The organism is Streptomyces sp. NPDC004752, from assembly GCF_053601275.1.
The window spans coordinates 105,157-130,785 of record NZ_JBSGBN010000005.1 but is presented as its reverse complement, the minus strand read 5'-3'; the positions used below and the strand labels follow the sequence as shown (position 1 = coordinate 130,785).

Annotated in this window: 24 protein-coding genes and 2 pseudogenes; 18 read left to right on the top strand and 8 right to left on the bottom strand. The window is 69.5% G+C overall.

The features are described from left to right. The first annotated feature begins 37 nt into the window (after positions 1-37). Entirely contained in the window at positions 38-460 is a 423-nt protein-coding gene (locus ACWEKM_RS04060) for an SRPBCC domain-containing protein (RefSeq protein ID WP_451619581.1), read from the top strand. 309 nt (positions 461-769) lie between these two features. On the opposite strand, the gene ACWEKM_RS04055 is transcribed toward ACWEKM_RS04060, so the two are convergent. Beyond that, positions 770-1,237 carry a nucleoside deaminase gene (locus tag ACWEKM_RS04055; RefSeq protein ID WP_451619580.1) on the bottom strand — a complete coding sequence of 156 codons (468 nt, stop codon included), beginning with the start codon at positions 1,235-1,237 and terminating at the stop codon, positions 770-772. Positions 1,238-1,472: 235 nt separating this feature from the next. Here ACWEKM_RS04055 and ACWEKM_RS04050 point away from each other — a divergent pair, with 235 nt between their 5' ends. Then, positions 1,473-2,240 carry a CDP-alcohol phosphatidyltransferase family protein gene (locus tag ACWEKM_RS04050; RefSeq protein ID WP_451619579.1) on the top strand — a complete coding sequence of 256 codons (768 nt, stop codon included), beginning with the start codon at positions 1,473-1,475 and terminating at the stop codon, positions 2,238-2,240. A 211-nt stretch (positions 2,241-2,451) separates the two neighbouring features. Here the strand turns inward: ACWEKM_RS04050 and ACWEKM_RS04045 are convergent, their stop codons facing one another. After that, positions 2,452-3,210, bottom strand: a complete 759-nt coding sequence (locus ACWEKM_RS04045; protein WP_451619578.1) for a MerR family transcriptional regulator — start codon at positions 3,208-3,210, stop codon at positions 2,452-2,454. Positions 3,211-3,601: 391 nt separating this feature from the next. Here ACWEKM_RS04045 and ACWEKM_RS04040 point away from each other — a divergent pair, with 391 nt between their 5' ends. Further along, positions 3,602-3,781 (top strand): hypothetical protein, encoded by a 180-nt coding sequence (locus ACWEKM_RS04040; RefSeq protein WP_451619577.1) that lies wholly within the window; start codon positions 3,602-3,604, stop codon positions 3,779-3,781. A gap of 111 nt (positions 3,782-3,892) precedes the next feature. Here the strand turns inward: ACWEKM_RS04040 and ACWEKM_RS04035 are convergent, their stop codons facing one another. Beyond that, complete coding sequence (locus tag ACWEKM_RS04035; protein WP_451619576.1) at positions 3,893-4,282, bottom strand: PLD nuclease N-terminal domain-containing protein; 390 nt, start codon at positions 4,280-4,282, stop codon at positions 3,893-3,895. An 88-nt stretch (positions 4,283-4,370) separates the two neighbouring features. Here ACWEKM_RS04035 and ACWEKM_RS04030 point away from each other — a divergent pair, with 88 nt between their 5' ends. The 7 genes from ACWEKM_RS04030 (at position 4,371) to ACWEKM_RS04000 (ending at position 10,819) form a co-directional block, all read left to right on the top strand. Then, positions 4,371-5,828, top strand: a complete 1,458-nt coding sequence (locus ACWEKM_RS04030) for a menaquinone biosynthesis decarboxylase (RefSeq protein WP_451619575.1) — start codon at positions 4,371-4,373, stop codon at positions 5,826-5,828. 79 nt (positions 5,829-5,907) lie between these two features. Then, positions 5,908-6,810, top strand: a complete 903-nt coding sequence (gene mqnP / locus ACWEKM_RS04025; RefSeq protein ID WP_451619574.1) for a menaquinone biosynthesis prenyltransferase MqnP — start codon at positions 5,908-5,910, stop codon at positions 6,808-6,810. A 210-nt stretch (positions 6,811-7,020) separates the two neighbouring features. Beyond that, positions 7,021-7,695 (top strand): UbiX family flavin prenyltransferase, encoded by a 675-nt coding sequence (locus ACWEKM_RS04020; protein WP_451619573.1) that lies wholly within the window; start codon positions 7,021-7,023, stop codon positions 7,693-7,695. A 95-nt stretch (positions 7,696-7,790) separates the two neighbouring features. Continuing rightward, positions 7,791-8,246: an Lrp/AsnC family transcriptional regulator gene (locus ACWEKM_RS04015; RefSeq protein WP_451619572.1), complete on the top strand. Its 456-nt coding sequence runs from the start codon at positions 7,791-7,793 to the stop codon at positions 8,244-8,246. 47 nt (positions 8,247-8,293) lie between these two features. Continuing rightward, positions 8,294-9,457 carry an aminofutalosine synthase MqnE gene (gene mqnE, locus ACWEKM_RS04010; RefSeq protein ID WP_451619571.1) on the top strand — a complete coding sequence of 388 codons (1,164 nt, stop codon included), beginning with the start codon at positions 8,294-8,296 and terminating at the stop codon, positions 9,455-9,457. A gap of 316 nt (positions 9,458-9,773) precedes the next feature. Further along, a complete protein-coding gene (locus tag ACWEKM_RS04005; RefSeq protein WP_451619570.1) occupies positions 9,774-10,073 on the top strand; it encodes a DUF4229 domain-containing protein in 300 nt (99 codons plus the stop codon). 38 nt (positions 10,074-10,111) lie between these two features. Continuing rightward, complete coding sequence (locus ACWEKM_RS04000; protein ID WP_451619569.1) at positions 10,112-10,819, top strand: TetR/AcrR family transcriptional regulator; 708 nt, start codon at positions 10,112-10,114, stop codon at positions 10,817-10,819. On the opposite strand, the pseudogene ACWEKM_RS03995 reads toward ACWEKM_RS04000, so the two are convergent. After that, positions 10,807-11,066, bottom strand: a pseudogene (locus ACWEKM_RS03995) (hypothetical protein); the annotation flags it as partial. The gene ACWEKM_RS04000 and the pseudogene ACWEKM_RS03995 overlap by 13 nt on opposite strands. A 250-nt stretch (positions 11,067-11,316) precedes the next feature. Between ACWEKM_RS03995 and ACWEKM_RS03990 the strand changes: the two are divergent. After that, entirely contained in the window at positions 11,317-13,263 is a 1,947-nt protein-coding gene (locus tag ACWEKM_RS03990; protein WP_451619568.1) for an AMP-dependent synthetase/ligase, read from the top strand. Positions 13,264-13,702: 439 nt separating this feature from the next. Here the strand turns inward: ACWEKM_RS03990 and ACWEKM_RS03985 are convergent, their stop codons facing one another. Then, complete coding sequence (locus ACWEKM_RS03985; protein ID WP_003974443.1) at positions 13,703-13,906, bottom strand: cold-shock protein; 204 nt, start codon at positions 13,904-13,906, stop codon at positions 13,703-13,705. Between the two features lie 285 nt (positions 13,907-14,191). Here ACWEKM_RS03985 and ACWEKM_RS03980 point away from each other — a divergent pair, with 285 nt between their 5' ends. After that, entirely contained in the window at positions 14,192-15,037 is an 846-nt protein-coding gene (locus tag ACWEKM_RS03980; RefSeq protein WP_451619567.1) for a menaquinone biosynthetic enzyme MqnA/MqnD family protein, read from the top strand. A gap of 63 nt (positions 15,038-15,100) precedes the next feature. Next, positions 15,101-15,346 (top strand): annotated as a pseudogene (locus ACWEKM_RS03975) (serine/threonine protein kinase); the annotation flags it as partial. Positions 15,347-15,432: 86 nt separating this feature from the next. On the opposite strand, the gene ACWEKM_RS03970 reads toward ACWEKM_RS03975, so the two are convergent. Beyond that, positions 15,433-19,992, bottom strand: a complete 4,560-nt coding sequence (locus tag ACWEKM_RS03970; RefSeq protein WP_451619566.1) for an FtsK/SpoIIIE domain-containing protein — start codon at positions 19,990-19,992, stop codon at positions 15,433-15,435. Positions 19,993-20,417: 425 nt separating this feature from the next. Here ACWEKM_RS03970 and ACWEKM_RS03965 point away from each other — a divergent pair, with 425 nt between their 5' ends. The 5 genes from ACWEKM_RS03965 (at position 20,418) to ACWEKM_RS03945 (ending at position 23,810) form a co-directional block, all read left to right on the top strand. Beyond that, positions 20,418-20,720, top strand: coding sequence for a WXG100 family type VII secretion target (locus tag ACWEKM_RS03965; protein WP_451619565.1), 303 nt, complete (start codon positions 20,418-20,420; stop codon positions 20,718-20,720). Between the two features lie 132 nt (positions 20,721-20,852). Continuing rightward, the gene (locus ACWEKM_RS03960; RefSeq protein WP_451619564.1) at positions 20,853-21,140 is read left to right on the top strand and encodes a hypothetical protein; all 288 of its coding nucleotides are present in this window, start codon (positions 20,853-20,855) and stop codon (positions 21,138-21,140) included. 3 nt (positions 21,141-21,143) lie between these two features. Beyond that, positions 21,144-22,529 (top strand): putative T7SS-secreted protein, encoded by a 1,386-nt coding sequence (locus ACWEKM_RS03955; protein ID WP_451619563.1) that lies wholly within the window; start codon positions 21,144-21,146, stop codon positions 22,527-22,529. A gap of 34 nt (positions 22,530-22,563) precedes the next feature. Next, positions 22,564-23,202 carry a hypothetical protein gene (locus ACWEKM_RS03950; protein ID WP_451619562.1) on the top strand — a complete coding sequence of 213 codons (639 nt, stop codon included), beginning with the start codon at positions 22,564-22,566 and terminating at the stop codon, positions 23,200-23,202. Further along, positions 23,199-23,810 (top strand): hypothetical protein, encoded by a 612-nt coding sequence (locus ACWEKM_RS03945; RefSeq protein ID WP_451619561.1) that lies wholly within the window; start codon positions 23,199-23,201, stop codon positions 23,808-23,810. The genes ACWEKM_RS03950 and ACWEKM_RS03945 overlap by 4 nt, the downstream gene beginning before the upstream one ends. A 105-nt stretch (positions 23,811-23,915) precedes the next feature. Here ACWEKM_RS03945 and ACWEKM_RS03940 read toward each other — a convergent pair whose 3' ends face one another. Both ACWEKM_RS03940 and ACWEKM_RS03935 read right to left on the bottom strand, forming a co-directional pair. Further along, entirely contained in the window at positions 23,916-24,962 is a 1,047-nt protein-coding gene (locus ACWEKM_RS03940) for a hypothetical protein (RefSeq protein WP_451619560.1), read from the bottom strand. After that, the gene (locus tag ACWEKM_RS03935; protein WP_451619559.1) at positions 24,950-25,597 is read right to left on the bottom strand and encodes a hypothetical protein; all 648 of its coding nucleotides are present in this window, start codon (positions 25,595-25,597) and stop codon (positions 24,950-24,952) included. Before ACWEKM_RS03935 ends, ACWEKM_RS03940 begins: the two co-directional genes overlap by 13 nt. Positions 25,598-25,629: the final 32 nt, after the last annotated feature.

The window sequence follows — 25,629 nt, the reverse complement described above, 5'->3', positions numbered from 1 at the left end:
GGGTGCGGAACGTTCCGCGCCGGTCCAGGCTGGTGTCATGGCCGGATCCATCGAACAGGGCGGCAGCCGGACCCCCGGGAACGCGCATCTGCTCCGCTTCCTGGTGCACCTGCCGCGGCCCATGGAAACGGTCTGGCCCGCGCTGACCACGCCCGACGGGCTCGCGGGCTGGCTCACCGCCGCCGACGTCCTCGAACCCCGGCTCGGCGGCGCGGTCACCCTGCGTGAGCTGGGCACCGGACGGGTGACCGCGTGGGACGTGGACCGGGTCGCGGAGTACACGCTGGAGGACGGCGGCCGGCTCAGGTTCCACCTGGAGCGGGGCGGGCCCGGCAGGAGCGTGCTCCGCTTCACCCACGAGTTCCTGGGCGAGGGGGAGGGCCAGGCGGAGTCGGAGTCACGCTGGCGGGCCCGCTTCGAGCGTCTGGTCGAGCGCATGGAGTCGGGCACCGACGCGTAGGGCAGGCCCGCCCGGGGTGCGCCGTCGGCCGGATGGCCCGGCCCGGGCAGGGGGCCAGGGGGCGGCCCGGCCCAGTCGAGCGTTCCGCCCCGCCGCGGCCCGCCTGCCGCTCGAATCGAGGACGGTGACCGTCCCGAAGCCGGTGTGCGGCCCGACGCGGAACCGCCCCGGCCGCGGTTCACCGACCACCGATCACCGATCACCTCCCGCTCCGGGTACCAGTTGATCCGGGTACCAGTTGATCCGGGCAGCGGGTCGATCGTGGGATGCGGTCGATCATGGGATGCGGTCGATCATGGGATGCGGGGGTCACTCACCGATGTCCTCGCCCCACAGCGCCGGTCGGTCCTTGATGAAGTCGCGCATCAGCCCGACGCACTCGGGGTCGTCCAGGACAAGGATCTCCACGCCGTGCGCGGCCAGCCAGTCATGCCCGCCGTGGAAGGTGACGGCCTCGCCGATCACGACCCGCGAGATGCCGAACTGCCGCACCAGACCGCTGCAGTACCAGCAGGGCGACAGGGTGGTGACCATCGTCGTGCCCCGGTACGTCGGCTGCCGCCCCGCGGCGCGGAACGCGGCCGTCTCCGCGTGCATCGATGGATCGTCGTCCTGGACGCGGCGGTTGTGGCCGCGGCCGAGGAGGGCGCCGTCGGGGCCGTAGAGGGCGGCGCCGATCGGGATACCGCCCTCGGCCAGTCCGGCGCGGGCCTCGGCGACGGCGGTGGCGAGCCAGCCGCGGGCCCGTTCCCGGTCGGTGTGGTCCATGCGGTCCATGCGTCCACTCTCCTTCGCGCCAACTCCGGGGCAACGTGCGGAACGTACCTCCGAGGGCCCACCGGTGCCGAATGTCGCCCGGTTGCGGGCGGGGGTGCCGTCGGGTCGCGCGCCGAGGTTACCGGCGTACGACCTGCCATGGCGGCCTAGGTAAAGCGGAGGGAAACGCACTCTGTACGCTGGCCCGATCGTCGCCGCGTGAGCGGCAGTTGGGCCCCGGGTGGGAGGAACGGTCATGGTTGCTGCTCCGGTTCTGGAGGAGCTGCGAGAGGTCTGTCAGCCGCAGGCCAAGCTGGCGAGCCGCAACGGCGAGCACTGGGCCGGGCGCCTGTACATGCGACGGCTCTCGCTGCGGTTCACCCGCCAACTGGTGCGTACGCGCGTCACGCCGGACCAGCTGACCTGGACCATGGTCGGCTGCGGGGTCGCGGCGGGCGCCGCGCTGCTGATACCGGGCCTGGCCGGGGCCGTCTTGGCGGTGATCCTCATGCAGCTCTTCCTGCTCTTCGACTGCGTGGACGGCGAGGTCGCCCGCTGGAAGGGACAGAACAGCGCCACCGGGATCTACGTCGACCGGCTGGGCGCCTATCTCGCGGACGCGGCGCTGCTGGCGGGCGCCGGGTTCCGGACCGCCGAGAACGGCTTCGGCGGCTGGCTGTCGGTCGGGATCGCCACGGCGCTGGGCGTCGTCCTGCTGAAGGCATCCACCGATCTGGTGGACGTGGCCCGTGCCCGGCGCGGGCTGGGCGTCGCCGACGACGAGTCGACCCGGCCGCGCTCCCAGGGCGTGGCCACCGTGCGGCGGCTGGCGGCGGCGTTCAAGATCCACCGGGTGACGAACGGCATCGAGGCGTCGCTGGTGCTGCTGGCGGCTGCCGTTGCGGACGCCGTGACCGGCGGGATCGAACCCACGCGCTGGGCGCTCGGCGCGCTGGCCGTGATCACCTGGGTGATGGTGCCGGCCCACCTCCTGTCGATCCTGTCGTCGTCCCGCCTGCGCTGACACACGAGCGTGCGCGTCGGCGCGTGCGCGTCGGCATCGCGGCCACCGCGGCGTCCGCGTCCGCCTGCCGTTCGCGTTGACCGGGCCGTCCGTATCTGCGGTGCCGGTCGCGTCCACCGAGTCGTCGGCGTCCACCGAGTCGTCGGCGTCTGCCGAACCGGTTGCGTCCGCCGTGCCCGCTGACCCCGTCGGGTCCGCCGAGCCGTCCGCGTCAGCCGAGTTGGTCGAGGCGGTTGAGTCCGTCGAGGTGGTCGAGGTACTCGTGCAGCCGGGCCGTGCCCGTGAGCATCGCTCGGGAGCGGGCCGTGAGTGTCCGGCCGCGCAGCGCGAGCGCGGCCCGCAGCGCCTCGCCGCTGCCCTCCCGGCGCAGCTCGTCGAGAACCGGGCGGATCTGCTCGAAGCCGTGGTGAGCGCGGCGCAGGGTGTGGATCAACCGGGCGTCGCGTACGTCGGCGGGAGAGTAGCGGCGGTAGCGCGTGCCGCGCTCGCGGCCGGGCGTGAGCAGGCCGGCGTCCTCCCAGACGCGGAGCGCGGACGCGCGGACGCCGAGCAGCGCCGCCAGCTCCCCGATGCGCAGCCCCGCCCGCGGTACGGCCCTTGGGGGCTGTCCGGTGAGGGTCTCAAGCGCTTCGCCCGTCGCTCGCAGCGCGCCGCGCTCCTCGTGCAGTGCCGCGTGCGCCGCGTCCACGAGGGCGAGCGCGCCGGGCACGTCCGCGGCGTGCACCGCCCGCATGATCCGCGCCGCCTGCACCGGCCCGTACCCCGCGGGCAGCGACCGGTACGTCAGCAGGGCCCGTCGGTGCACCTCCCCAAAGCTCCGGTAGCCGGTCGCCGACCGCTCGGCCGGAGGCAGCACACCGGCGTCCTCGTAGTTGCGGATCTGCTGCGTCGAGACACCGACGGCCCGCGCGAGGTCCACGGTGCGCAGCCGCACCCCGCGGGTTCCGTCCCGGTGATCACCGCTCGTCATCGCTCGTCATCGCTGCGAAGGCTATGCGGGCGGCGGGAGTTGAGCGGCGAGCGCGAGTGGGACGCCGGTCGCTGTCTCATCGGACCCGGTCGGGAAGGAAGACCGCTCGACGCGCGAAAATCCACCCATGGACCTGGATGAACTGCTGGTGGGCCACTGGAGCAGCCTCCCGTTCGATTACGGGGTGATGGAAGGTTCTGAGCTGGGTTTTCTCAGCGATGGCCGGGGATGGAGTTCATGGTTCAACGTCGGCGCGTTGTGTGTGACGCGATTCCGTTGGCGGTGTCCGGAACCGGGAGTCGTGGGGTTGCATGCGCAGTGGAGCGTGGAGGGGACGCCGGGCCACGGGGGCGGCATCCTCACGGGTTCTTCGGCGGGGTCACCTGAGCAGGTGGACGAGGTCACATGCCATCACTACGTCGTCGGGCCCGCGGTACCCATGCCGGGAGCCGAGGCACTCATGGCGGTCACCTTCGAGGAGCCGGTGGAGTTCTGCCACCGGTACGCCAGGGGACCGAAGGAGATCCGACCCGAGGAAGACCCCGCGTACCTCCTGGTGCCGTATCGGTAGCCCGGCCCGCCCGCGTTCGGCGTGCAACGACCGAGGTGCATCAGCGCGCAACGACCGGGTTGCACAAGAGACAAGAGGCAGGACTGCCGCCAGCAGGACGCTCGTCGCGGGTCAGCCGTCCTTCGGTTCCTCGCCGGTTTCCTTGCGGCGCAGTTCCTCCTCGCGGCGGCGCAGATCGGCCTCCCAGTTCTTCAGGAGCTGTTCGTCCCGCTTGTTCTCCTCCGACAGGGACTTCAGGAACTCGGGGTTGTCGTCCGGGGCGACTTGCTCGAACCGGTGGTTGCGGTGCCATTCGGACGGTGTGCGGCCGTTCGCGGGCGGCTGGCGTACCTTGCCCGCGGCCAGCCAGGCGATCGGGCCGACGATCCAGAAGAGCAGGATGATGAAGACCCAGGCGATCTTGGGAAGGTGCCGTGCCTCGTCCTCGGGGGTGTTCAGGCAGTCGATGAGCGCGAAGATCGTCAGTGCCAGCGGCACGAGGTACATCAGCAGCCTGAGCATGGGGAGAAGTCCTCTGGAAACGATGGAGGGGTTCCGCACCGGCCCCCCGTGACGGGGCCAGGGTAGCCGCTCGGGGATACTGGACCCCATGGCGTACGACGATCTTCGCTCCTTGCTCAGGGCCCTGGAGCGCGAGGGCGACCTCAAGCGCATCAAGGCCGAGGTCGATCCCCACCTGGAGGTCGGGGAGATCGTCGACCGGGTGCAGAAGTCCGGCGGCCCGGCACTGCTCTTCGAGAACGTGCGCGGATCGAGCATGCCGCTCGCCATGAACGTCTTCGGCACCGACCGGCGGCTGCTCAAGTCCCTGGGCCTGAAGTCGTACGGCGAGATCTCCGACCGGATCGGCGGGCTGCTCCGCCCCGAACTGCCGCACGGCTTCGTCGGCGTGCGCGAGGCGTTCGGGAAGCTGGGCGCGATGACCCACGTACCGCCGAAGAAGGTCAAGTCGGACAACGCGCCCGTGCAGGAGGTCGTCCTGCACGGTGACGATGTCGATCTGCACGCGCTGCCCGCGCTGTTCACCTGGCCGAAGGACGGCGGCTCCTTCTTCAATCTGGGGCTCACCCACACCAAGGACCCGGAGACCGGGATCCGCAACCTCGGCCTGTACCGCCTCCAGCGCCATGACCGGCGCACCATCGGCATGCACTGGCAGATCCACAAGGACAGCCGGAACCACTACCAGGTGGCCGCCCGCAGGGGCGAGCGGCTGCCGGTCGCCATCGCCTTCGGCTGTCCGCCCGCCGTGACCTACGCGTCCACCGCCCCGCTCCCCGGCGACATCGACGAGTACCTCTTCGCCGGCTTCATCGCCGGCAAGCGGATCGAGATGGTCGACTGCAAGACCGTGCCGTTGCAGGTGCCGGCCACCGCGGAGGTCGTCCTGGAGGGGTGGCTGGAGCCCGGCGAGATGCTGCCGGAGGGTCCCTTCGGCGACCACACCGGCTTCTACACGCCCCAGGAGCCGTTCCCGGCGCTCACCATCGACTGCGTCACGATGCGCAGGCGGCCCCTGCTCCAGTCGATCGTCGTGGGCCGCCCCCCGACGGAGGACGGACCCCTCGGCCGGGCGACCGAGCGTTTCTTCCTGCCGCTGTTGAAGATCATCGTCCCGGACATCGTGGACTACCACCTGCCCGAGGCGGGCGGCTTCCACAACTGCGCGATCGTGTCGATCGACAAGAAGTACCCGAAGCACGCCCAGAAGGTGATGCACGCGGTCTGGGGCGCGCACATGATGTCGCTGACGAAGCTGATCGTGGTCGTCGACGCGGACTGCGATGTGCACGATCTGCACGAGGTCGCCTGGCGGGCCCTCGGCAACACGGACTACGCCCGCGACCTGACCGTCGTGGAGGGCCCCGTCGACCATCTCGACCACGCCTCCTACCAGCAGTTCTGGGGCGGCAAGGCGGGCATCGACGCGACCCGGAAGTGGCCCGAGGAGGGTTACACGAGGGACGGGGGCTGGCCGGACATGGTCCTGTCGGACCCCGACACGGCGGCCCTGGTGGACCGCCGCTGGAAGGAGTACGGACTGTGAAGGACACCGACTTGATGGTGTGCGGCAGCGCGGGGACGGGGCGTCCCCGCCGCCGCGGGGGTGACCCGGAGTACGGCCGGTGAGCAGCGCTTCCGCCGCGATTCCGCAACCGGGACGCACCCGGGCGTTTCTGCGCCTGGTGATGATCGAGCACTCCGTCTTCGCGCTGCCCTTCGCCTACATCGCGTCGCTGACCGCGATGTACGAGTGGGACAAGAACATCCACTGGGGCCGGCTGCTGCTGGTCACCGTCTGCATGGTGGGCCTGCGCACCTTCGCGATGGCGGTCAACCGGATCATCGACCGCGAGATCGACGCGCGGAACCCGCGCACCGCGCACCGCGAGCTGGTGACCGGCGCGATGTCCGTGCGGCATGCCTGGACCGGCGCCCTGATCGCGCTGGTGGTCTTCCTCGGCGCGGCGGCCCTGCTGAACCCGCTGTGCCTGGCCCTCGCCCCCGTCGCGGTGATCCCGATGGTGGTCTACCCGTACGGCAAGCGGTTCACGAACTTCCCGCAGGCCATCCTGGGCCTGGCCCAGGCGATGGGTCCGGTGGGCGGTTGGCTCGCGATCAGCGGCGAGTGGTCCTGGAACGCGGCGATCCTGGGGCTCGCGGTCGGCATCTGGATCGGCGGCTTCGACCTGATCTACGCGTGCCAGGACGTGGAGACCGACCGGGCCGTCGGCGTCATGTCGGTTCCGGCCCGGTTCGGCATTCCGGCGGCGATCTGGGGCGCGCGGGTGTGCCACACGATCACGACGGTCCTGTTCGCCTGGTACGCGGTCGCCACGGACGCGGGCGCGTTCTTCTGGCTGGGCCTGGTGATCGTCGCGGGCGCCTTCCTCTACGAACACACGATCGTCCGACCCCACGACCTCTCCCGCCTCAACCGCGCCTTCTTCTCGACGAACGGTTTCATCGGCATCAGCCTCTTCGTCTGCGCCCTGATCGACCTGCTGATGCGGGGGCTGACCGTGTAGCTCCTCCGCCCCTTCGAGTGGCGGAGGGCGGACGGCCGGTCCGGGGGTCCACCACGGGCTACGTTGTCCGACGTCCCCGCCATGGCGGGGATGATCCGAGGGCGATTCCCATGAATCCGTTCACGGTCATGTGCTCCCCGCCCATGCGGGGAACGGCCCAGGCTGCTGCCCCGTCCTGAACACGAAGGGGCACGCCGGTACGCTCAAGGTGTGAACGCAGGAGAAACGCAGCGCGCGCCTTGGATCGTGGGGGTGTCCGGAGCTTCCGGAACCCCGTATGCGGCGGCCGTGCTGCGGGCGCTGCTGGCGGCGGGCGAGCGGGTCGATCTCGTCGTGTCCCGGGCCTCGCGGCTCACGCTGCTCGATGAGACCCAGATCGCCTTCCGGGACGGCCACTGGCGCCAGGACCTGCGGGAATGGCTGTCGCTTGGGGCCGACGGCAAGCCCGGGACGTTCGAGGTGGACATCGAGCGGGTGCGGTACTGGACCCCGGGGGACCTGGCCGCCGGGCCGTCCTCGGGGTCGTATCCGGCGCAGGGCATGCTCATCGTCCCCGCCTCCACCGCCTGCGTGGCCGGTGTGGCGCTCGGGCTGTCCAAGGACCTGCTCCAGCGGGCGGCGAGCGTCACCCTCAAGGAGCGCCGCCGCCTGGTGGTGGCCGTGCGGGAGACCCCGCTGAACGGCCAGACGCTGCGCCACCTGGTCGCTCTGGACGACGCGGGCGCGACCGTGGTGCCCGCCTCGCCGGCCTTCTACGCGGGGGCCACCCACATCCAGGACCTGGTGGACTTCGTGGCCGGCCGGGTCCTCGACGCGGCGGGCGTGCCGCACCGGCTCTACCGCCGCTGGGCGGGCGAACTCGGCGGTGGCGCCCGGACCGAGTGAGTATCAGGCGGCACCGGCAGCGCTCACCACTTCGGAAAACTTCAGGAACTTCGCAGATCTGACATCGGATCTCCTCAGCGGAAGGCTTCGATCGCATGGACGCGGTGGACAGGCAGCTCATTCAGGCCCTGAGAGAGAACGGCCGGGCCTCCTATGCGGAGTTGGGGCGCCTCGTCGGACTGTCGGGCCCCAGCGTCACCGACCGCATCAACCGGCTGGAGGCGGCCGGAGTCATCACCGGCTACCGGGCCACCGTGAACGCGGCCTCCCTCGGTCTCGGCGTCACGGCCCTGATCGGCATCTCCCTGTCGGACGCGGTCGACCACGAGGACGTGGCCCACCGGCTGAAGGACCTGCCCGAGGTCGAGGACTGCTGGTTCATCGCGGGTGACGACTCGTTCATGCTCAAGGTGCGGGCCGCGGACGTGGACGGCCTGGAACGGATCATCCGCCGGCTGTCGGGGACCAAGGGCGTCTCGCGCACCCGCACCACCATCGTGCTGTCGACCAAGTGGGAGAACCGGGTGGGTGAGCTGCCCGAGGAGGTGTAGCCGCGGGGGCGTACGGTGGGCGGAGTCTTCGAGAGAGAGGCAAGTGCATGGACGTCGGGCTCAAGCGCGAGCTGGAGGAGAAGGTCCGGGCGGGCGTCCGCCTGACCCGCGAGGACGGCATCGCGCTGTACGAGTCGGACGACCTGGCGTGGCTGGGCGGTCTCGCCCACGAGGTGCGCACCCGCAAGAACGGCGATGTCGTGCACTTCAACGTCAACCGGCACCTCAACATGACGAACGTGTGCACCGCGTCCTGCGCCTACTGCTCCTTCCAGCGCAAGCCGGGCGAGAAGGACGCGTACACGATGCGCATCGAGGAGGCCGTCAAGCTGGCCAAGGCGATGGAGGCGGACCACCTCACCGAGCTGCACATCGTCAACGGCCTGCACCCCAACCTGCCGTGGCGTTACTACCCGCGCTCGCTGCGGGAGTTGAAGGCGGCGCTGCCGGACGTCTCCCTGAAGGCTTTCACGGCGACGGAGATCCACCACTTCGAGACCATCTCCGGGCTCAGCGCCTCCGAGATCCTCGACGAGCTGATCGACGCCGGTCTGGAGTCGCTGACCGGCGGCGGCGCGGAGATCTTCGACTGGGAGGTGCGGCAGCACATCGTGGACCACCGCACCCACTGGGAGGACTGGTCACGCATCCACCGGCTGGCGCACGAGAAGGGGCTCAGGACTCCGTGCACCATGCTGTACGGCCACATCGAGGAGCCCCGGCACCGGGTCGACCATGTGCTGCGGCTGCGTGAACTCCAGGACGAGACCGGCGGTTTCCAGGTCTTCATCCCGTTGCGCTACCAGCATGACTTCGTCGACATGAAGGACGGCAGGATTCGCAACCGCCTCCAGGCCCGGACGCAGATGGCGACCGGTGCCGAGGCGCTGAAGACGTTCGCCGTCTCCCGGCTGCTGTTCGACAACGTTCCGCACGTCAAGGTGTTCTGGGTGATGCACGGGGTGCAGACGGCCCAGCTCGCGCTCCAGCACGGCGCCGACGACATGGACGGCTCGGTGGTCGAGTACAAGATCACCCATGACGCGGACAACTTCGGTACGCCGAACAAGCTGACCCGCGAGGACCTGCTGGACCTCATCCGCGACGCCGGTTTCCGCCCCGTGGAGCGCAATACGCGCTACGAGATCATCCGCGAGTACGACGGCCCGGACCCGCTGCGCCGCGAGTCGCCGCAGCCGATGCGGGTCTGAAGGAGTCGCGGTCGACGGCTGACCGCACCGCGCCGGGCCCCGAGCATGCCCGGGGCGGGCGGGCGGTGCCCGGACAGCAGGCGTCCAGGGGACGCGTCCAAGAGGCGCGGGGAACCGCGCGACCGGCCACCGTCGCCGCACAGCCGGGCGACGGGCCTGACCACACAAGGGTGCGGCTGCCGCTCACGTGAGACCCGACACCCGCCGCCAAGATCGGGCGGCGGGCGTGCTTCACTGGAAGATGCCCTTTGGGGTGTTCCGACCTCCCCCGGCTCCGTCGAGCGGGGGACCGCCAGAAACGGAAGAGTGGATTGAGATGCTCCGCTACACGCTGATGCGCCTCGGTATCTTCGCGGGCTGCCTCCTCGTCGTCTGGGGCCTCGTCTACTCCGGTGTCTTCCCGCGCGGCTTCGGCGACTCCAACTTCCTGTGGGTGCTGCTGCTCGCGATGGTGCTCTCGGCGCCGATCAGCTTCGTCGTGCTGCGCCGGGAGCGGGAGCGCGCCTCCGTCCAGATCGTGCGCCGGGTCGACCGGGCAAAGGCCGGCCTGGAGGCCAACCGCCGCCAGGAGGACCTGGCCGACGACACCTCCCGCGCCCAGGGCCAGCCGTCCTGATCCCGCACCGGGCATCCGGGGCCAACTAGTCTGGCCCCATGGGTGCCGTGAAGACCAAGAGGATGCCGCGGGCGGTCCGGGAGCAGCAGATGCTCGACGCCGCCGTACGGATCTTCGGACGGCGGGGGTACACGGCCGCGTCGATGGACGAGATCGCCGAACTGGCGGGCGTGTCCAAGCCGTTGGTGTACCTGTACCTGAACTCGAAGGAAGACCTGTTCACGGCCTGCATCCGGCGTGAGGCCAAGGCACTGACGGACGCGGTGCGCTCCGGGGTCCGGCCCGGCCGGCCAGCCGACCGTCAACTCTGGGACGGGCTGCGGGCGTTCTTCGCGCACACCGGTGAGCACCCGGACGCCTGGTCCGTGCTGCACCGCCAGGCCCGCACCCATGGCGCGGCCTTCGCGGCCGAGGTCACGACGATGCGCGAGGAGATCGTCGCGTTTGTGACCCGGCTGATCGTGGTCGCGGCCCGGGAGGCGCACCGCAACCCGGAGCTGCCCGAGCGCGAGGTCGCCGGGCTCGCCGAGGCGTTGGTGGGCGCGGCCGAGTCCCTTGCAGCCTGGGCCAACACCACCCCGGGCGTCACGGCGCGGCAGGCGGCGGCGACCCTGATGAACTTCGCGTGGGCGGGCCTGGCCAACCTCATGGCCGACCGCCCCTGGACGCCGCCCGAAGAGCCCGGGGAGGCCGAAGAGCCCGGCGAACCCGGGGACGTCGGCGAGCCGGTGGCTCAGCCCGGGTAGACGGCACCGGCCACATGGATCCGGCCGTCCCCGCCGCGCAGTTCGAACCGCAGCGGCCGGGCGGGACACCGGGCGTGGTACCGGGCCAGGCCGCCCGTCGTCCGCCATCGGCCGCGTACGTCACCGCCACCGCCACCGTCCCCGGCAGCGGCACAGGCGCCCGGAACTCCGCCCGCCCCCGCACCGCCTCCGCCGTCCCGTGCGCGGCGAGGCAGCGGGCCACCATCCATCTGCCGTGCGCGGCGGCCGGGGCGGCACGGCCGTCCTGGAGCGAAGGTGACGGCCCCTCATGTCATCCCCGAGGTTGCACAGCCCCGGCTCCGGACCCTCCCCAAAGCCGCACAACCCCACCACAGCCGGTCCGTACGATCACCAACTAACCGTCAGTAATCTCTCAAATACGGCCGCTCGGCCCGTCGACGGTGAACGCCTCGGTGCGCGAGGCACGTACGTCATGCAGCAAGCAGTCCACCGCTGCACGCCCGAGGAGCCGCCCCGTGTCCACCCCGTACCCGAACGTTCCCGTCTCCTCCGGCATGACGGTCTCCGCCACCGACTACGACGGCACCCCGATCCTCGTCGAGCCCGAGACCCGGCGGCTGGACGGCGTCGTGCGCGAGGTGTCCGTACCGCCGTTCGCCCCGCCCGTGCGGCACGGGTCGCTCGCCGACCTGCCCTTCGACAACGCGGCGGCGGACCCCGGCGCCGTGGTCCTCAGCCGCCGCACGGCGGACGGCCGCTGGGCGGACGTGACGGCGGCGGCCTTCGCCGAGCAGGTGCTCGCCCTGGCCAAGGGGCTGCTGGCGGAGGGGTTGGCACCGGGCGACCGGGTCGCCGTCATGGCCCGCACCCGCTACGAGTGGACCCTCCTCGACTTCGCCGCCTGGGCGGCCGGCCTGGTGACGGTCCCCGTCTACCCCACCTCGTCCGCCTTCCAGACCCGCTGGATCCTCCAGGACTCCGGCGCCGTGGCCCTGGTGACGGAGACCGCGGGCCAGGCCGCCGCCCTCGGCCCGGAACTCGACCGGGTGCCCGACCTGCGGCACCTGTGGGTGATCGAGAAGGACCACCTGGAACGGCTCGCGGAACTCGGCGACGGCCAGGTGCCGGAGGCGGAGGTTTCCGTCCGCCGAGGCATGCTCGGCCCGGGCACCCTCGCCACGCTCATCTACACCTCCGGCACCACCGGCCGCCCCCAGGGCTGCGCGCTCTCCCACGGCAACTTCTTCGCCGAGGTGGACAACGCCATCGAGCTGCTCTACCCGATCTTCAAGGCGAAGACCTCCGAAGAGGCGTCCGTCCTGCTGTTCCTCCCGATGTCCCATGTCTTCGGCCGCATGGTGGCGATCGCCTGCATCCGGGCGCGGGTACGGCTGGGCCACGCCCCGAGCCTCAAGCCGGAGCAGCTGCTGCCGGACCTCGCGGCCTTCCGCCCGACCTGTCTGCTGACCATCCCGTACATGCTGGAGAAGGTCTTCAACACCGCGCGCGCCAAGGCGGAATCGAGCGGCCGGGTCGCCTCCTTCGACCGCGCCGCGGCGGTGGCCAGGCGCTACGGCGAGGCACTGGAGGCCCGGCAGACGGGTACCGGCAGCGGCCCGAGCCGTGCCCTGCGCACGGCCCGTGCCTGCTACGACCCCCTGGTCTACCGCCGCATCCGCAACGCGCTGGGCGGCCGGGTCCGGTACGCGATCTGCGGCGGCTCCCCCCTCGGCCGCCCCCTGGCCGCCTTCTACGCCGGCGCCGGCATCGAGATCTTCGAGGGGTACGGGCTGACCGAGACGACCGGCGCCTCCACCGTGACCCCGCCGCTCAAGCCCCGTCTGGGGACGGTGGGCTGGCCCCTGCCGGGCACGAAGATCCGTATCGCCGCGGACGGCGAGATCCTGATCGCGGGCGAGCACGTACTGCGCGGCTACTGGGAGCCGCGGGCGGGCGGGGTGGTCCCGGCGACCCGGGACGGCTGGCTGGCGACGGGCGACATCGGGCAGTTGGACGACGAGGGCTATCTGACGATCACCGGCCGCAAGAAGGAGCTGCTGATCACGGCGGGCGGCAAGTCGGTGGCACCGGCCCCGCTGGAGGACTGGCTGCGCTCGCACCCCCTGATCTCCCAGGTCATGCTGGTCGGCGACGCCCGTCCCTACGTCAGCGCCCTCATCACCCTCGACCCCGAAGGCATCACCCACTGGCGCCGGATCAACGGCAAGCACCCGGTGCCGCCGGAACTCCTGGTGGACGACCCGGACCTGATCGCGATCCTGCACCGCGCGGTGGACGAGGCGAACCGGCTGGTGTCCCGCCCCGAGTCCATCAGGAAGTTCACGATCCTCCCGGCGGACTTCACCGAGCGGGCGGGCCACCTCACCCCCTCGATGAAGCTGCGCCGCGCCCAGATCATGCGCGACTTCACCGAGGCGGTGGAGGGCCTGTACGCGGGATAGCCACGCACCCGGATCAGCCGGTCGTGTCGGTCCGTGGGCCGAGACCGGCACCGCAGGCGTCACCGCCGGGACCAGGACCAGGCCCGCACCGCGAGCGCACGCCCGTTCCAGGTGGCGAGCAGGGCGAGCCCCGAGATCCAGACCGCGGCACGCGAGTCCGAGGCGCACGTCCCGTGAGCGGTCGAACATCTGATCGTGAGCACCGGGAGGCGAAGGCCGGCCCCCGCGGGGAGGGGTTCGAATGGGGCCCGGGAATTACGGCGACGTACCGGGGATACGACGTGCCGCACGCGTATGAGGCGTCGGCGCCCGGGACGACTTTCGTGCTGATCATGCAGCACACCTGGCGGCGGCCGACGGTGGAAAAGGGCAGGAGCCCCGTCGCCGAAAGGCGCGGGGCTCCTTGGGTACTTCTCTCAGGCTGCGATCGGATCGCTACTCAGACGGGAGTGACGTTCTCCGCCTGCGGGCCCTTCGGGCCCTGGGTCACGTCGAAGCTCACCTGCTGGTTCTCTTCGAGGGAACGGAAACCCTGAGCGTTGATCGCGGAGTAGTGGACGAAGACGTCGGGGCCGCCGCCTTCCTGGGCGATGAAACCAAAGCCCTTTTCGGCGTTGAACCACTTCACGGTTCCGGTAGCCATAAGCCCTCCTTGGGCCCACAAAGGGTTGCCCTGCTCCAGAACCTGCAAGTGTGAAACAGTGCCGCACAAGTGCATATGTCTGAAAACGACGAGAGCCCGCGGTTACATGCTCCGCAGGCTCTGTACTGCAAGGGAAACCAAACTGCAACTTGCGGCGAGCCTAGCATGCGGGCAGCCGGAAGCAATAGGGGTCAAGATCACGCCACTCGGAAGTTTGAACACCGTTGGGCCGGTTGACGGAGGGGGGTGGTCGGCACCGCACCCCACGAGGGCTAGTCTCGCGATGTGGACAATTCTCGCACCCGGCCGCGCGTCGGCCACATCCAGTTCCTGAACTGCCTGCCCCTCTACTGGGGGCTCGCGAGAACCGGCACCCTCCTCGACTTCGATCTGACCAAGGACACCCCGGAGAAGCTCAGCGAGCGGCTGGTGCGGGGGGACCTCGACATCGGGCCCATCACCCTGGTCGAGTTCCTCAAGAACGCGGACGACCTGGTCGCCTTCCCGGACATCGCGGTCGGCTGCGACGGCCCCGTGATGTCCTGCGTGATCGTCTCGCAGGTCCCCCTCGACCGGCTCGACGGTGCCCGGGTCGCCCTCGGCTCCACCTCCCGCACCTCCGTCCGCCTCGCCCAGCTGCTGCTCGCCGAGCGGTTCGGCGTACGGCCCGAGTACTACAGCTGCCCGCCCGATCTCAGCCTGATGATGCAGGAGGCGGAGGCGGCCGTGCTCATCGGGGACGCCGCGCTGCGGGCCAACCTCCTCGACGGTCCGCGCTACGGGCTCGACGTGCACGACCTGGGCACGCTGTGGAAGGAGTGGACGGGCCTGCCGTTCGTCTTCGCGGTCTGGGCGGCCCGGCGCGACTATCTGGAGCGCGAGCCGGTGATCACCCGTCAGGTGCACGAGGCGTTTCTGTCCTCCCGCAACCTCTCCTTGGAAGAGGTCGGCAAGGTCGCCGAGCAGGCGGCCCGCTGGGAGGCATTCGACGAGAAGGTCCTGGAGCAGTACTTCACGACCCTCGACTTCCGCTTCGGCGCCCCGCAGCTGGCGGCGGTCACCGAGTTCGCCCGCCGAGTCGGCCCGACGACCGGCTTCCCCGCGGATGTGAAGGTGGAGCTGCTGGCCTAGACCGGCGGCCGTGCCGCCCGGGACGCTCCACGCCACGGGTCCGCGGCGCCACCCTGCTGCCGGAGGCGCGAGATCGAGGCCGCGCGCCGGGCGGGCGGCGCCTGGACGGCACCCGTCCTGGACGCCGACCCCGACGCGCCGGTGCCATGCGTCGCCACCGGGTAGGTGGCCGGACCCTCCCCGGCGGCCGCCGTCGCCGCCCACGGCCCGCTGCCCCCGCGCTCGGTACGGATGCTCGGTGCGGGCCTCGCCGAGGCGCTTGTGGCCGTGCACGAGCTGGGTCTCGTACACCGGGACGCCAAACCGTCACGATCGGGTCCCGAAGCCTGTCGCCTGACCCTCTGAAACCTGGCGCCTGAAGCCGAACCGCCCCGTCGCGCGTGCGGCGGGGGCGCTCAGCCTGGGATCACCACCGTGCGCAGTTCGCCGTCGCCCAGGTGGAGCATGCCCTTGCCGGGGGCGATCTGGCCGCCCACCAGGCTGCGGGAGAGGCGTACGCCGATGAGGTCGCCGCTGGAGGACTCCTGCGGGGACAGGAGGATGCCCCGGCGGGCCTTCTTCGCGTCGACCTGCCAGCCCGAGAAGCCGCTGCACACGTCCTCCTCGTCGCCGGCGATGACAAGGGCGAGGCCGCGTTCGGCGCCGCGGGAGACGAGGCGCTTCATATGGGACTCCGCATCGCAGTCCTCCAGGATCTCCCCGTCGTCGACGAGCACGGCGATCGGCTCCTCCAGGGACGCCGAGTCGATGGCCTCCTCGAACTCGTCCTCGTCGATGTCGTCCCCGGTGAAGACCTTCAACACGCCCTCCCTGCCGTCGAGTTGCCGCAGCGGCGACTGGCGCGGGGCCGCGACCACCAGACGTATGCCCTGGGTGAGGAAGGACTGGGCGAAGTTCATCAGGACCGTGGAGCGGCCGGACTTCGCCGGGCCCGCGACCACGAACGCCGGGACGCCGTCCGCGAGATCGGGGCCGAAGCCGACGATCTCGTCGCCGCCGATGCCCGCCAGCGCCCACAGCCGCGAACGGGAGGTCTCCGGGTCGCGCATCTCCCACGCGTCCTCGAAGGAGATCCGGCTCGGCAGGCTGTCCACCCGGAACGGCCGGTGCGCGCGCGGCACGCCCGCGTCCCTGACCGTCGCCGCCTCGCCGATCGCCGCGATCGCCGCCGCCTGCCCCTGTCCGGTGGTGTCCTCCGCGAGCAGCGCGAACTGCGTCTCCGTACCGGACTCGTTGCGGAACGCCCGCCCCGGCGGGATCTCCTCGGGCACCTTGCGGGCGGGGATGCCGAGCGTGGAGAAGTCGCTGCGGTCGGCGAGCCGCAGACCGTACTTGTCCTCGGTCAGCGTCGCGATCCGGCCCACGAGCAGCGTACGGTCACCGGTCAGCACCAGATGGATGCCGACGCTCGCCCCCTCCCGCATCATCGTCGTCAACTCGTCGGTCAGCGAACCGTGATCGATCTCGCCGAGCGTGGGCACCCAGCCCTCCCAGCGGTCCAGGAGCACCACGAGGTGCGGCAGCCGCTGGTCCTCGGGCGCCGCGGCCCGCTGCTCGCCGATGTCGGCGAAACCCTTGTCCGCCAACAGGTCCTGGCGGCGGGAGAGTTCGCCCTTGAGCCGGTTGACGAGACGGATGACCCGCTCGGTCTGGTTGCGGCCGACGACCGCGCCGCAGTGCGGCAGCCGGGTCAGCGCGTTGAGGGCGCCGTTGCCGCAGTCGATGCCGTACAGATGGACGTCGGCGCAGGAGTGCGTGCGGGCGAGGGAGCCCGCGATGGTGCGCAGCACCTGCGACCGGCCGCTGCGCGGGGCGCCGCCGATCATCAGATGGCCGAAGGTGGCGAAGTCCACGACGACCGGGCGCCGCGCCTGGTCGGCGGGCAGGTCCTCCACGCCGTACGGCGCGGGCGGCAGCCGGCCCGGGGCAAGCGCCGCGACCGGTGTCTCGACCTCGTCCAGCAGCAGCGTCTCGGAGAGCGCGGGCAGCCACGGGCTGTGCTGCGCGGGGATGCCCAGCGTGGTGTTGGCGTCGCGGACCGCGTCGACCAGCACCTTCAGGTCGGTGATCTCCTCGTCCTCGCGCGCCTCGGCCTTCGGCTTCACCAGCGCGGCCCGGCCCAGCTCCGCCCAGGCCAGCTCGCCCACCCAGGGCGCGAGGGCGGTGGGGTCCGCGGCACCGGGCCGACGGCCGCCGACCCGTCCCGACTGGAACGGCACCAGCGACGCGTGCCCGAGCCGGACGTACGCCCGGCCCGGCGTGTTCTTGGAGATGTGTCCGGCCTCCGGCGAGTCGATGACGTCGCTGGACTCGCCGCCGTCCGTCACCCGCAGCGCGATCCGCAGGTTGGTGTTGGCCCGGATCTCGGGGGAGACCACACCGCTCGGCCGCTGCGTGGCCAGCAGCAGATGGATGCCGAGCGAACGGCCCCGCTGGGCGATGTTGACCAGGCCGGTCACGAAGTCGGGCAGGTCGCGCACCATCGAGGCGAACTCGTCGATGACGATGAGGAGTCGGGGCACCGGCGGGTGCGAGGGGTCGCGGCGCACCAGGTCCTGGTAGTCCTCGATGTCCTTGGCGTCGGCGGCGGCCAGGATGTGCTCGCGCCGCTTCAGCTCGGCGCCCAGGGACTCCAGGGCGCGCTCGACCAGATGGGCGTCGAGGTCGGTGACCATGCCGACGGTGTGCGGCAGTTTCACACAGTCCTTGAACGCCGAGCCGCCCTTGTAGTCGACGAGGACGAACGTCATGTTCTGAGGCGTGTTGGCCACGGCCAGCGAGGCGACGATGGTCTGCAGCAGCTCGGACTTGCCGGAACCGGTGGTCCCGGCGATCAGACCGTGCGGGCCGTCCTTGCGCATGTCGATGCCGAACGGACCGTCGTACGACTCGCCGATGACCGCGAGCGTCGACTGCCCGCCCATCCGCCAGCGGGCGGTGATCGCGTCCCCGGTCGGCGGCTCCAGTTGCAGCACGTCCAGCAGTCGGCTCGCCCCCGGCAGCGCCGAGTCCTCGGTCTCGCCGCTGATGTCCCGCAGCGGGGACAGCGAGCGGGCCAGGCGCAGGCACCAGGGGGCGGAGACGAAGTCGGGCCGTACGTCCTTGATGCGCTCCGCGCCCGCCTCCTCGACCCGCAGCCGCAACTCCCGGTCCTGCGCGGCGGGTTCGTTCTCCTGGTTGGTCGTGGTGTGCCAGGCGTGGAAGGACGGGAAGCCCCCGGGCGTCGGCTGCTGGACCGCTTGCTGCGCGGGGCTGTCGTACTCCTGCGCCTTGGGCTCGGCGACGACGAACGCCTGGCACTCGCCCGGCAGGAACCGTTCCTCCGCGTCCAGGCACAGCGCGTACATCGACACCGCGGGACCCTCGCGCAGCAGCCGTACGACGCCCGGCAGCGAGCGCAGCCGCCGCGAGCCGTCCCAGACGACCACGATGTCCGGGTCGGAGAAGTCGGTGCGCTGACCGCGGTTCTGCTCGGCGGCCTTCTTACGGCCGTCGAGGATCTGGGTCAGCTCGCCGATGCGGGCGCCGACGGTCTCGGCGTCCGTGCCGATGAGGACGTTGGCGTCCTGCCCGCCGGTCGGCCTGGCGTGCGGCAGCCAGCGCACCCAGTCCCAACTGGGCTGCGCGCTGTTCTCGCTCAACACGTAGAACTGGACGTCCATCGGGCTGTGCAGCGCGGTGGTCTGGGCGACCGTCCAGCGGCCGAGGGCGCGGGCGGAGTCGCCCGGTCCCGCGATGCCGATGACGCCTAGGGAGCGCAGCGAGAGTGCGACGGGCGCGTCCTCGATGTGCCAGGTGACCTGGCGGCGGTGCTCGTCCTGCTCCGGGTCGTCGAGTACGACCTCGGAGGGCAGCCGGCCCGTCCCGAACCGTATGAGCAGATGGTCCCGGTCGGTGCGCCGCCGCTCCCACAGCCGGGTGCGCGGGCCGGTGCCGAGGGAGAGGACGGCGGCCGGGTCGGGCACGGCGCCCCGCCGGTCCTGCCGCTCCGCGACGAGCGCGTCCTGCGCGTCCTGCTCGATCCGCTCCTTCTGCTCCTTGTACTCCTTGACCTGCTTCGCATGGGACTTGCGCCCGTGCTTCTTGTCCATGAAGTAGTTGGCGAACAGCAGGATGGGGCTCAGGCCCGCCATGATCAGGTAGTACCAGCGCTGGAAGATGAGCACCGACACCACCGCGCCGACCAGCGGCGTCAGCGCCATCAGCCAGGGCAGCGGCCGGGCCTCGTACTCACGCGGCGGCGACGGCAGCCGGAACTTGGTCTGCCGCTCGGGCGGGCGCAGCCGGGGCGGCCGGTTGTAGTCGAGCCCGATGCCGTCCTCCGACCACTTCAGGGCGGCGTTGGGCGGGCTGTAGCGGCCGAGTTCGAGGAGGGTGTTGCCGATGGCGAGCTGCGCGCCCAGCGGCCAGGCGTCGCCGTCGGCCTCGGAGATCTTCTTCCCGTCGAGGGTGACCGTTTCCTTGTGCGTGTGCACGGCGACTTGGCAGGTGCCATCGGTTGCAACTGACAAGGTGACGGCGCGGGCGTCGAGTTCGGGGTCGTCGATGCGCAGGGCGGCGGCCGGGCCGCTGCCGATGTCGTAGCGGCCGACGCCGAGCCGGTGCACGGAGCCGGCGACCGGCCCGCCCACGACCCGCAGTTCGACCAGCCCGGTGGGTTCGCCGGGCAGGCATCCGGCGGGGTCCTGGAGGCTGACGACGGCGCCCTCGCGCAGCGGCGAACCGACGACGGTGGCCGTGGGATCGACGGCGTACCCGTCCACATACACGAGGGGCGCGCCGCCCGACGGGACCGCGTGGTGCTGCCCGATCGGAATGATCTGCGCACCGCCGACCCCGACCTGCTTGGCCAGCTCCTGGGCGATGTCCCCGACGCTGGACTCGGGGTCGGCATCGAGTACGACATCGGCGGAGCCCCCGCCGAACGGATCGACGACGGTCAGAGTCAGGCGCACGCTTGTCCTCCCCAAGCCCCCCGTGACCGCTCCCTTGCGCAGGTCACAGTGGAAGCGACGATATCCGTTCGGCGCCGGGACGGGGCAATGGGGCGGGTGGTACCCGGTGTTCGGCGCCGGGGCGGGAGGTACCCGGTGCGCTTCCGCACGCTCTTCTGCTTGCGCTCCGCATGTGCTTCTGCTTGCGCTTCCGCTTGCTCTTCCCGATGGCAACGCGCTGTGCACCCGCTCACGACGTCCTGTTCACCGGTGCTGTTCACCGATCCGGTTCGGGATTCGGGGATGTGGCACGTCAGTTCACCCCCGTAAGCTGCTGCCGCAACAGCGGACGATCACCCGGGTGGAACCACGCGGCCCATCCGTCTCGTCAGCGCACAGGGAGCCACGGGGGTTGGCCCTGCGGCACGGTGAAGAGGAGCGGTCTCATGGCCAAGGACCTTGATGTCACATACCAGGACATGCGGGATGCAGCCAAGCATGTCGTGAAGGAGAAGGAAAAGCTCCAGGAGAAGCTCGACGGCCTGCGCAAGTACATCGCCAACCTGGTCGAGTCCGGCTATGTCACCAAGAGCTCCTCGAAGGCGTTCGACGAGAACTTCGAGGAGTTCACCCGCGGCACCAAGGACACGCTCGACGGTCTGGACGGCATGGGTGACTACCTGACCACCGCGGCCGACAAGTTCGAGCAGATCGACGAGGAACTGGCCAAGTCGGCCAAGAGCCGGTGACCGTCGGCTGACGGTGCGCCAGGGTGCGGTGCGGTACGGACACGTCACCGCACCGTTCTTGTCGGAACTTACATCGCTGCATTGCGGGGCGTCATGTCTGGTGAGGGTGAGTACATTCGAGCTGATCTCGATGTGATCAAAGAGATGGGGGTCGGGCTCGGCAATGTCAAAAAGGCATTCGAGGGGCTCGGGAAGCTCGGCGGAAAGTACGGCGACGACTTCGGACACGACGATCTCGCGGACAAGTTCAAGGACTTTGTCACCAACTGGGACATCAGCCGGGAGAAGCTGACCGGGGAGATCGAGGCGTTGGCCGAGATCGCCAAGGCTGCGGCCAAGGCGTACGAGGAAATCGATCACCAGTTGGCCGAGGCCATCCGGGGCGCTCAGGGTGCCACATCGGCAAAGAAGGTGAAGTAGGTCATGCACGGTCGCCCCCGCGATTGGCATCCGATCGCGGACAGTGATCCGATCCCCGGGGACCCTGACCAGGTTGCCGCTCTCGGCCGTCAACTCCGGAAAACTGCAGAAGAGTTGGACCGGCAAATCCGAAACCTCAAGGCGGTCGCCGAAGTCGACTCCTGGGACAGCAAGGCGGGAACGGAGTTCCGGGAGAAGGCAAAGGGGAATGTCAAGAAGCTCGAAGCCGCACTGAAGCGTTATGACACGGCGGCGGATGCGCTTGGCACGAGGGTGGGCGAAGTCGGCGGCGGATACCAGGACAAACTTCACGCCAGGCCGATGAACTATGCATCGGACCTGAACCGGGCCCAGGAGATTGCGGACGCGGCTCTCAGGGACGCCAAGGATGCGGACGACCGCAAGGGGGCTGCGCAGAGGAGCCTTGACGGCCTGACGGGCAATGGCGGGAAGAAGGAGGACGCCGACAAGGACCGAAAGGACCTTGAGGCGAAGCGGGATGCGGCGGGCGATGAAATCAACGCTGCGCGGGAGAAGGTCAACGCGGCCAGGAGGATCCGCAACGATGCGGCCAAGCGGGCCTGTGAATCCATCGATGCCGTCATCAGTCACGACTCGCTGAAGGACGGTTTCTGGGACACCGCGGTCGCATGGGTCGCGGACGTCACCTCCACCATCGCCACCTGGTGCGGGATCCTATCGCTTGTTGTCGGATGGATTCCGGTTGTCGGTCAGGCCCTGGCTGGAGTCCTGGGCGCCATCGCCATGATTGCGACCTTGATCAATTTCGTGGCGACCTTTGTTCAAGTACTCCAGGGAAATGCCGAGTGGATGGACTTGGGGTTCGCCGCTCTCGGATTTCTCATGATGGGTGTCGGTAAGGGATTCTCCAAGATTGCGGGCAAGTTTGCCAAGCGTGCGCTAGGGAATCTTGGCAGGGCCGGGGCCGCGCGTACGGCGCGACAGGTCGGTCGCGCCAACAAAAATCTTCGCAGACTCTCCGGAAAGAAGTTCAAGCTCGACAGGGGCGATGTCTTGAGATCCATCAAGGAGCCCTTCACGGAGCCCTTTTCCAAGAGTTCCTGGAGTAATAATCTCAAGGCGCTCAAGCCCTTCAGTGGAAACTATAATCAGGCTTGGACCGAGATGCGGGAACGCGGTGGCGGAAGTCTTCTCAAGGGAATTCCCAAATCGTTCTCCATGGCTGACCCCGGTGTTGCGTCCGACCTGAAGTCGACCAAACTGGGGACCGCGGCTCTGGCCGGTCAGTTCGACGTCAACACCCTTGACAAGATTTCCAAGACGGCCAGCCGCATGTCCGTCGTCGGAGCCGGGATTACGCTGGGTGGGCTGGGTCTTGACGGAAACCTCAACCCGCTCCTCGATTGAGGCGACGACCACGCCCCGCGTGAAAGGAATGAGCATGACCACACAGGACGAGGGTGCACCTCTGGCCGAGACGTTCGAGTGCACCTTCGACTTTCGGCCCGGCTGGATCGATCTGACGCTGCGTGAGGGCACGAAGTCCGAGGCGAAGGCACTCGCTACGAAGGTCGTGAACAGCCTCAATCCCCTTGCCATGGAGATCGAGAAGAGCGCGGTGTTCGACGACATGGTCGAGCGAGCGGTTGACCTCAACGAGGACGAGCCCGCCCTTGCGGCGGGGTACTACTCCGAAGCGGGGGAGGCCCTGGCCAACCTCATGGTCGACTCATACGGAGACGAAGGCGTGCCACGTCCCGGCGCCGACGAGATCACGCCGCTGTTGCTGGAGTGGGCCAACGCCGAGGTCACGAGTGATCCACAGATCACACACGTGGAGCTGCCCGCTGGACCCGCCGTGCGCGTCCAGGCGATGCTCCAGGTCAAGCGCAGGTTCGGCTTCGGTCGCAAGCTGACCGAATTCATCAAGTACGCCGTCTTCCCGCCCGGTATGCAGAGCCTCATTGTGGTCACGGTGACGTGGGAGAAGATCGCTCTCACCGAGCAAATCATGGAACTGGCCGATGAGGCGGCACATACCATGCGGATCACCTCGCTTGCGTCGGGAGGAACTCCATGAGGACGGCCGAGCAGTTCTCCTCGCCGCCCAAGGACTACAACGTCGTGGTCCCGGACGGCTGGTTTCAGCTCCCGCTCGACCCGGACGACCGCGACCGGGGCATTGCCGTCCTCGCCGAGCGGATGTTCCGCGGTGTGGACAACGCTCCCCATCTCAAGCAGCAGTTCATGCGTGACCTCCAACGCAAGGCGAAGGACGCCTACAACGTCGGGGGAACCGAGCTCTACCTCTCCACCATGACTGTCGGCCCGGTGCCGTTGGCCTCCTCGTTGCTCATCAGCGTTCCGGGACCGGACGAGTGGCTGCACACCTCGGATGCTGAGGAACTGGCGGAACACTTGGCCGGTCAGGATCTCCGTGAGGATGGAGAACTCGGGGTCGCGGAGCTGGCAGTGGCCGGCAAGGCGGTACGACACCGCTACCGAGAAGCCGCCGACCCCGACGCGCAGATGGGCAATACTCTGCCGACCACGACCGTCATGTATTACGTGCCGATTCCGACGACCATGCGGTGGCTGATCCTGAACTTCTCGACTCCCGTGGATCCCCTTGCGGATCGGATGGTGGAGTTGTTCGACACCGTGGCCGACACGTTGCATTGGACGTGAGGGAAAGCTGGCGCTGGGCGGCGGCGAAGCGCTGGTTTTCGCAGGACGAGCAGGTGTCTCCTCCGCTGCCCGGCGGGTAGGGGTCCCGCCGGGCCGGTGGGGGTGTCAGCGGTTGACTGACTGGATCTCCTGCACCGTGACCGCCTGGTCGTTCCCGAACGTGCCGTCGGGGAGCCGCGTCGGGTTGGGGCTGCCCGTGCCCGTCCAGGTGATCTCCCAGGTCACGGTGGCCCGGAGACGGAAGGTGCCGTTGCCCGAGGAGCGCAGGTACTTGACACCGCAGGGCGGGGTCCGGTCGGCCTTGCCTGTGGCGTAGGGCTCTCCGACGGAGCCGTCGGCGTTGGCCTGGCAGTTTCCCGATCCGGGGTAGGTCGTGGCGTCGGCGGTACCGGGTTCGAGCCTGAGAGCGACCGGTTTGGCGGTGGTAGTGGCCTGGATGTTGAGGCCGGCGACGTTGAGGGAGGCGGTCACGGAGACCGCTTTGAACTTGGCCTTGTCGAGCCAGGCCCAGGTGGGCAAGTTGACCTTGGTGGTGTTCTGCGGCGCGAGGGTCACCTCGGTGGAGGGGAGCTGGATGCGGTTGTAGGCGAGTTCGGCCAGGATCTGCGGCGTCACCACGTTGTCCACGGGCGGCGCGTCACCGTTCTCCACCCAGAAGGGCTGCTTGTTGCAGGCCTGTGCCGCGGGTTCCATCCAGCGGTCCTCGTCGACGACCGCCACCCACCAGTTGCCCTCGTCCTTCACGTCGAGGTTGTAGTTCTTGTACGTGCCGTCCTTGTAGTCGTTCCGGAACATGCCGACGGACGCCTTGGCGTAGCTGTGCTGTCCCGGCGTGTTGATCGTTTCCGTGTACATGTCCTCGACGTAGTGCGCGAAATCCTGGGCACTTCTGGGTTCGTACCAGCACGCGGGCGGGGTCCAGTTCGTCACCGGCCGTACCGACGAACTGTTCCCGCTCCCGCGCACCGAGCCGGAGAACGTGACCCGGGAGGTCAGGGTTCCTCCGCTCTCGCTTCCGGACTGTTCGGTGCGTCCCTGCGTGCCGCTGCTCGGCGGCCAGTCGGCGAACGCGACGCCGGAGGCGGTGAAGGTGAGAACCCCCGCAAGGACACCTGCCGAGGCGATTCTGCCGCGTGACGTCACGGAGTGCATGACTTGTGGCCCCTTTGGGAAGTGAGCTTCGTTGTCTGCCAGACGCCCTTCTCGTTCTTTTCCACGCGAGTTGAGTAGAGGACGTAGCTGTTGTCCGTCACTTCGGTCTTGTGGACCTTGTTGGTCTTGCGGTCCTTCGCGTAGGCATTTCCCTGGTCCTCGCAGTAGACGACGCCCGCTGACACGGAATCGAAAACCTCGATCTTGGCGTTGTAATAGCGGTTGGTGCCGGTGATGCTGTACCCGTCCTTCGCAATGGAATGGACCCAGTCCTTGGCGTCGGCAAGGGCGGTACCGCTGTAGTAGAAGGAAAGCGCCGGAAGGTCGACGTCTCCTTGTGTGATGGCGTAGTTGGTGGCATCGATTCGCTGTGTCACGTCCGTGAGGACGGCGTCCTCGGTCGTGTCCCCGGTCCTCCACCCCTCGAACGTGTCCTTGAGGTCGCTGGGAAGCGTGAACTTGGGACGGTCGGCCGAACCGCTTGCACTCGGCGACGCGGACACCGTCGTGCCGCCCGTCTCAGCCCCGGCGATTTTGTCGTTCTCCTTGGAGTCGTCGCTGCTGCCGCAGGAGGTGAGCAGAACGGCTGCGGTTGCGGCAAGCGCGGCAGCGATGGGCAGAGGGCGGCGCTTCACACTGGGCTCCCCGTGAGACAAGAAGTGAGTCG

Excerpts from the sequence above, each read along its gene's own strand:
- ACWEKM_RS04060 (WP_451619581.1), top strand. The coding sequence starts at position 38 with ATGGCCGGATCCATCGAACAGGGCGGCAGCCGGACCCCCGGGAACGCG.
- ACWEKM_RS04055 (WP_451619580.1), bottom strand. The coding sequence starts at position 1,237 with ATGGACCGCATGGACCACACCGACCGGGAACGGGCCCGCGGCTGGCTC.
- ACWEKM_RS04050 (WP_451619579.1), top strand. The coding sequence starts at position 1,473 with ATGGTTGCTGCTCCGGTTCTGGAGGAGCTGCGAGAGGTCTGTCAGCCG.
- ACWEKM_RS04045 (WP_451619578.1), bottom strand. The coding sequence starts at position 3,210 with ATGACGAGCGGTGATCACCGGGACGGAACCCGCGGGGTGCGGCTGCGC.
- ACWEKM_RS04035 (WP_451619576.1), bottom strand. The coding sequence starts at position 4,282 with ATGCTCAGGCTGCTGATGTACCTCGTGCCGCTGGCACTGACGATCTTC.
- ACWEKM_RS04030 (WP_451619575.1), top strand. The coding sequence starts at position 4,371 with ATGGCGTACGACGATCTTCGCTCCTTGCTCAGGGCCCTGGAGCGCGAG.
- ACWEKM_RS04015 (WP_451619572.1), top strand. The coding sequence starts at position 7,791 with ATGGACGCGGTGGACAGGCAGCTCATTCAGGCCCTGAGAGAGAACGGC.
- mqnE (WP_451619571.1), top strand. The coding sequence starts at position 8,294 with ATGGACGTCGGGCTCAAGCGCGAGCTGGAGGAGAAGGTCCGGGCGGGC.
- ACWEKM_RS04005 (WP_451619570.1), top strand. The coding sequence starts at position 9,774 with ATGCTCCGCTACACGCTGATGCGCCTCGGTATCTTCGCGGGCTGCCTC.
- ACWEKM_RS04000 (WP_451619569.1), top strand. The coding sequence starts at position 10,112 with ATGGGTGCCGTGAAGACCAAGAGGATGCCGCGGGCGGTCCGGGAGCAG.
- ACWEKM_RS03985 (WP_003974443.1), bottom strand. The coding sequence starts at position 13,906 with ATGGCTACCGGAACCGTGAAGTGGTTCAACGCCGAAAAGGGCTTTGGT.
- ACWEKM_RS03965 (WP_451619565.1), top strand. The coding sequence starts at position 20,418 with ATGGCCAAGGACCTTGATGTCACATACCAGGACATGCGGGATGCAGCC.
- ACWEKM_RS03955 (WP_451619563.1), top strand. The coding sequence starts at position 21,144 with ATGCACGGTCGCCCCCGCGATTGGCATCCGATCGCGGACAGTGATCCG.
- ACWEKM_RS03950 (WP_451619562.1), top strand. The coding sequence starts at position 22,564 with ATGACCACACAGGACGAGGGTGCACCTCTGGCCGAGACGTTCGAGTGC.
- ACWEKM_RS03945 (WP_451619561.1), top strand. The coding sequence starts at position 23,199 with ATGAGGACGGCCGAGCAGTTCTCCTCGCCGCCCAAGGACTACAACGTC.
- ACWEKM_RS03940 (WP_451619560.1), bottom strand. The coding sequence starts at position 24,962 with ATGCACTCCGTGACGTCACGCGGCAGAATCGCCTCGGCAGGTGTCCTT.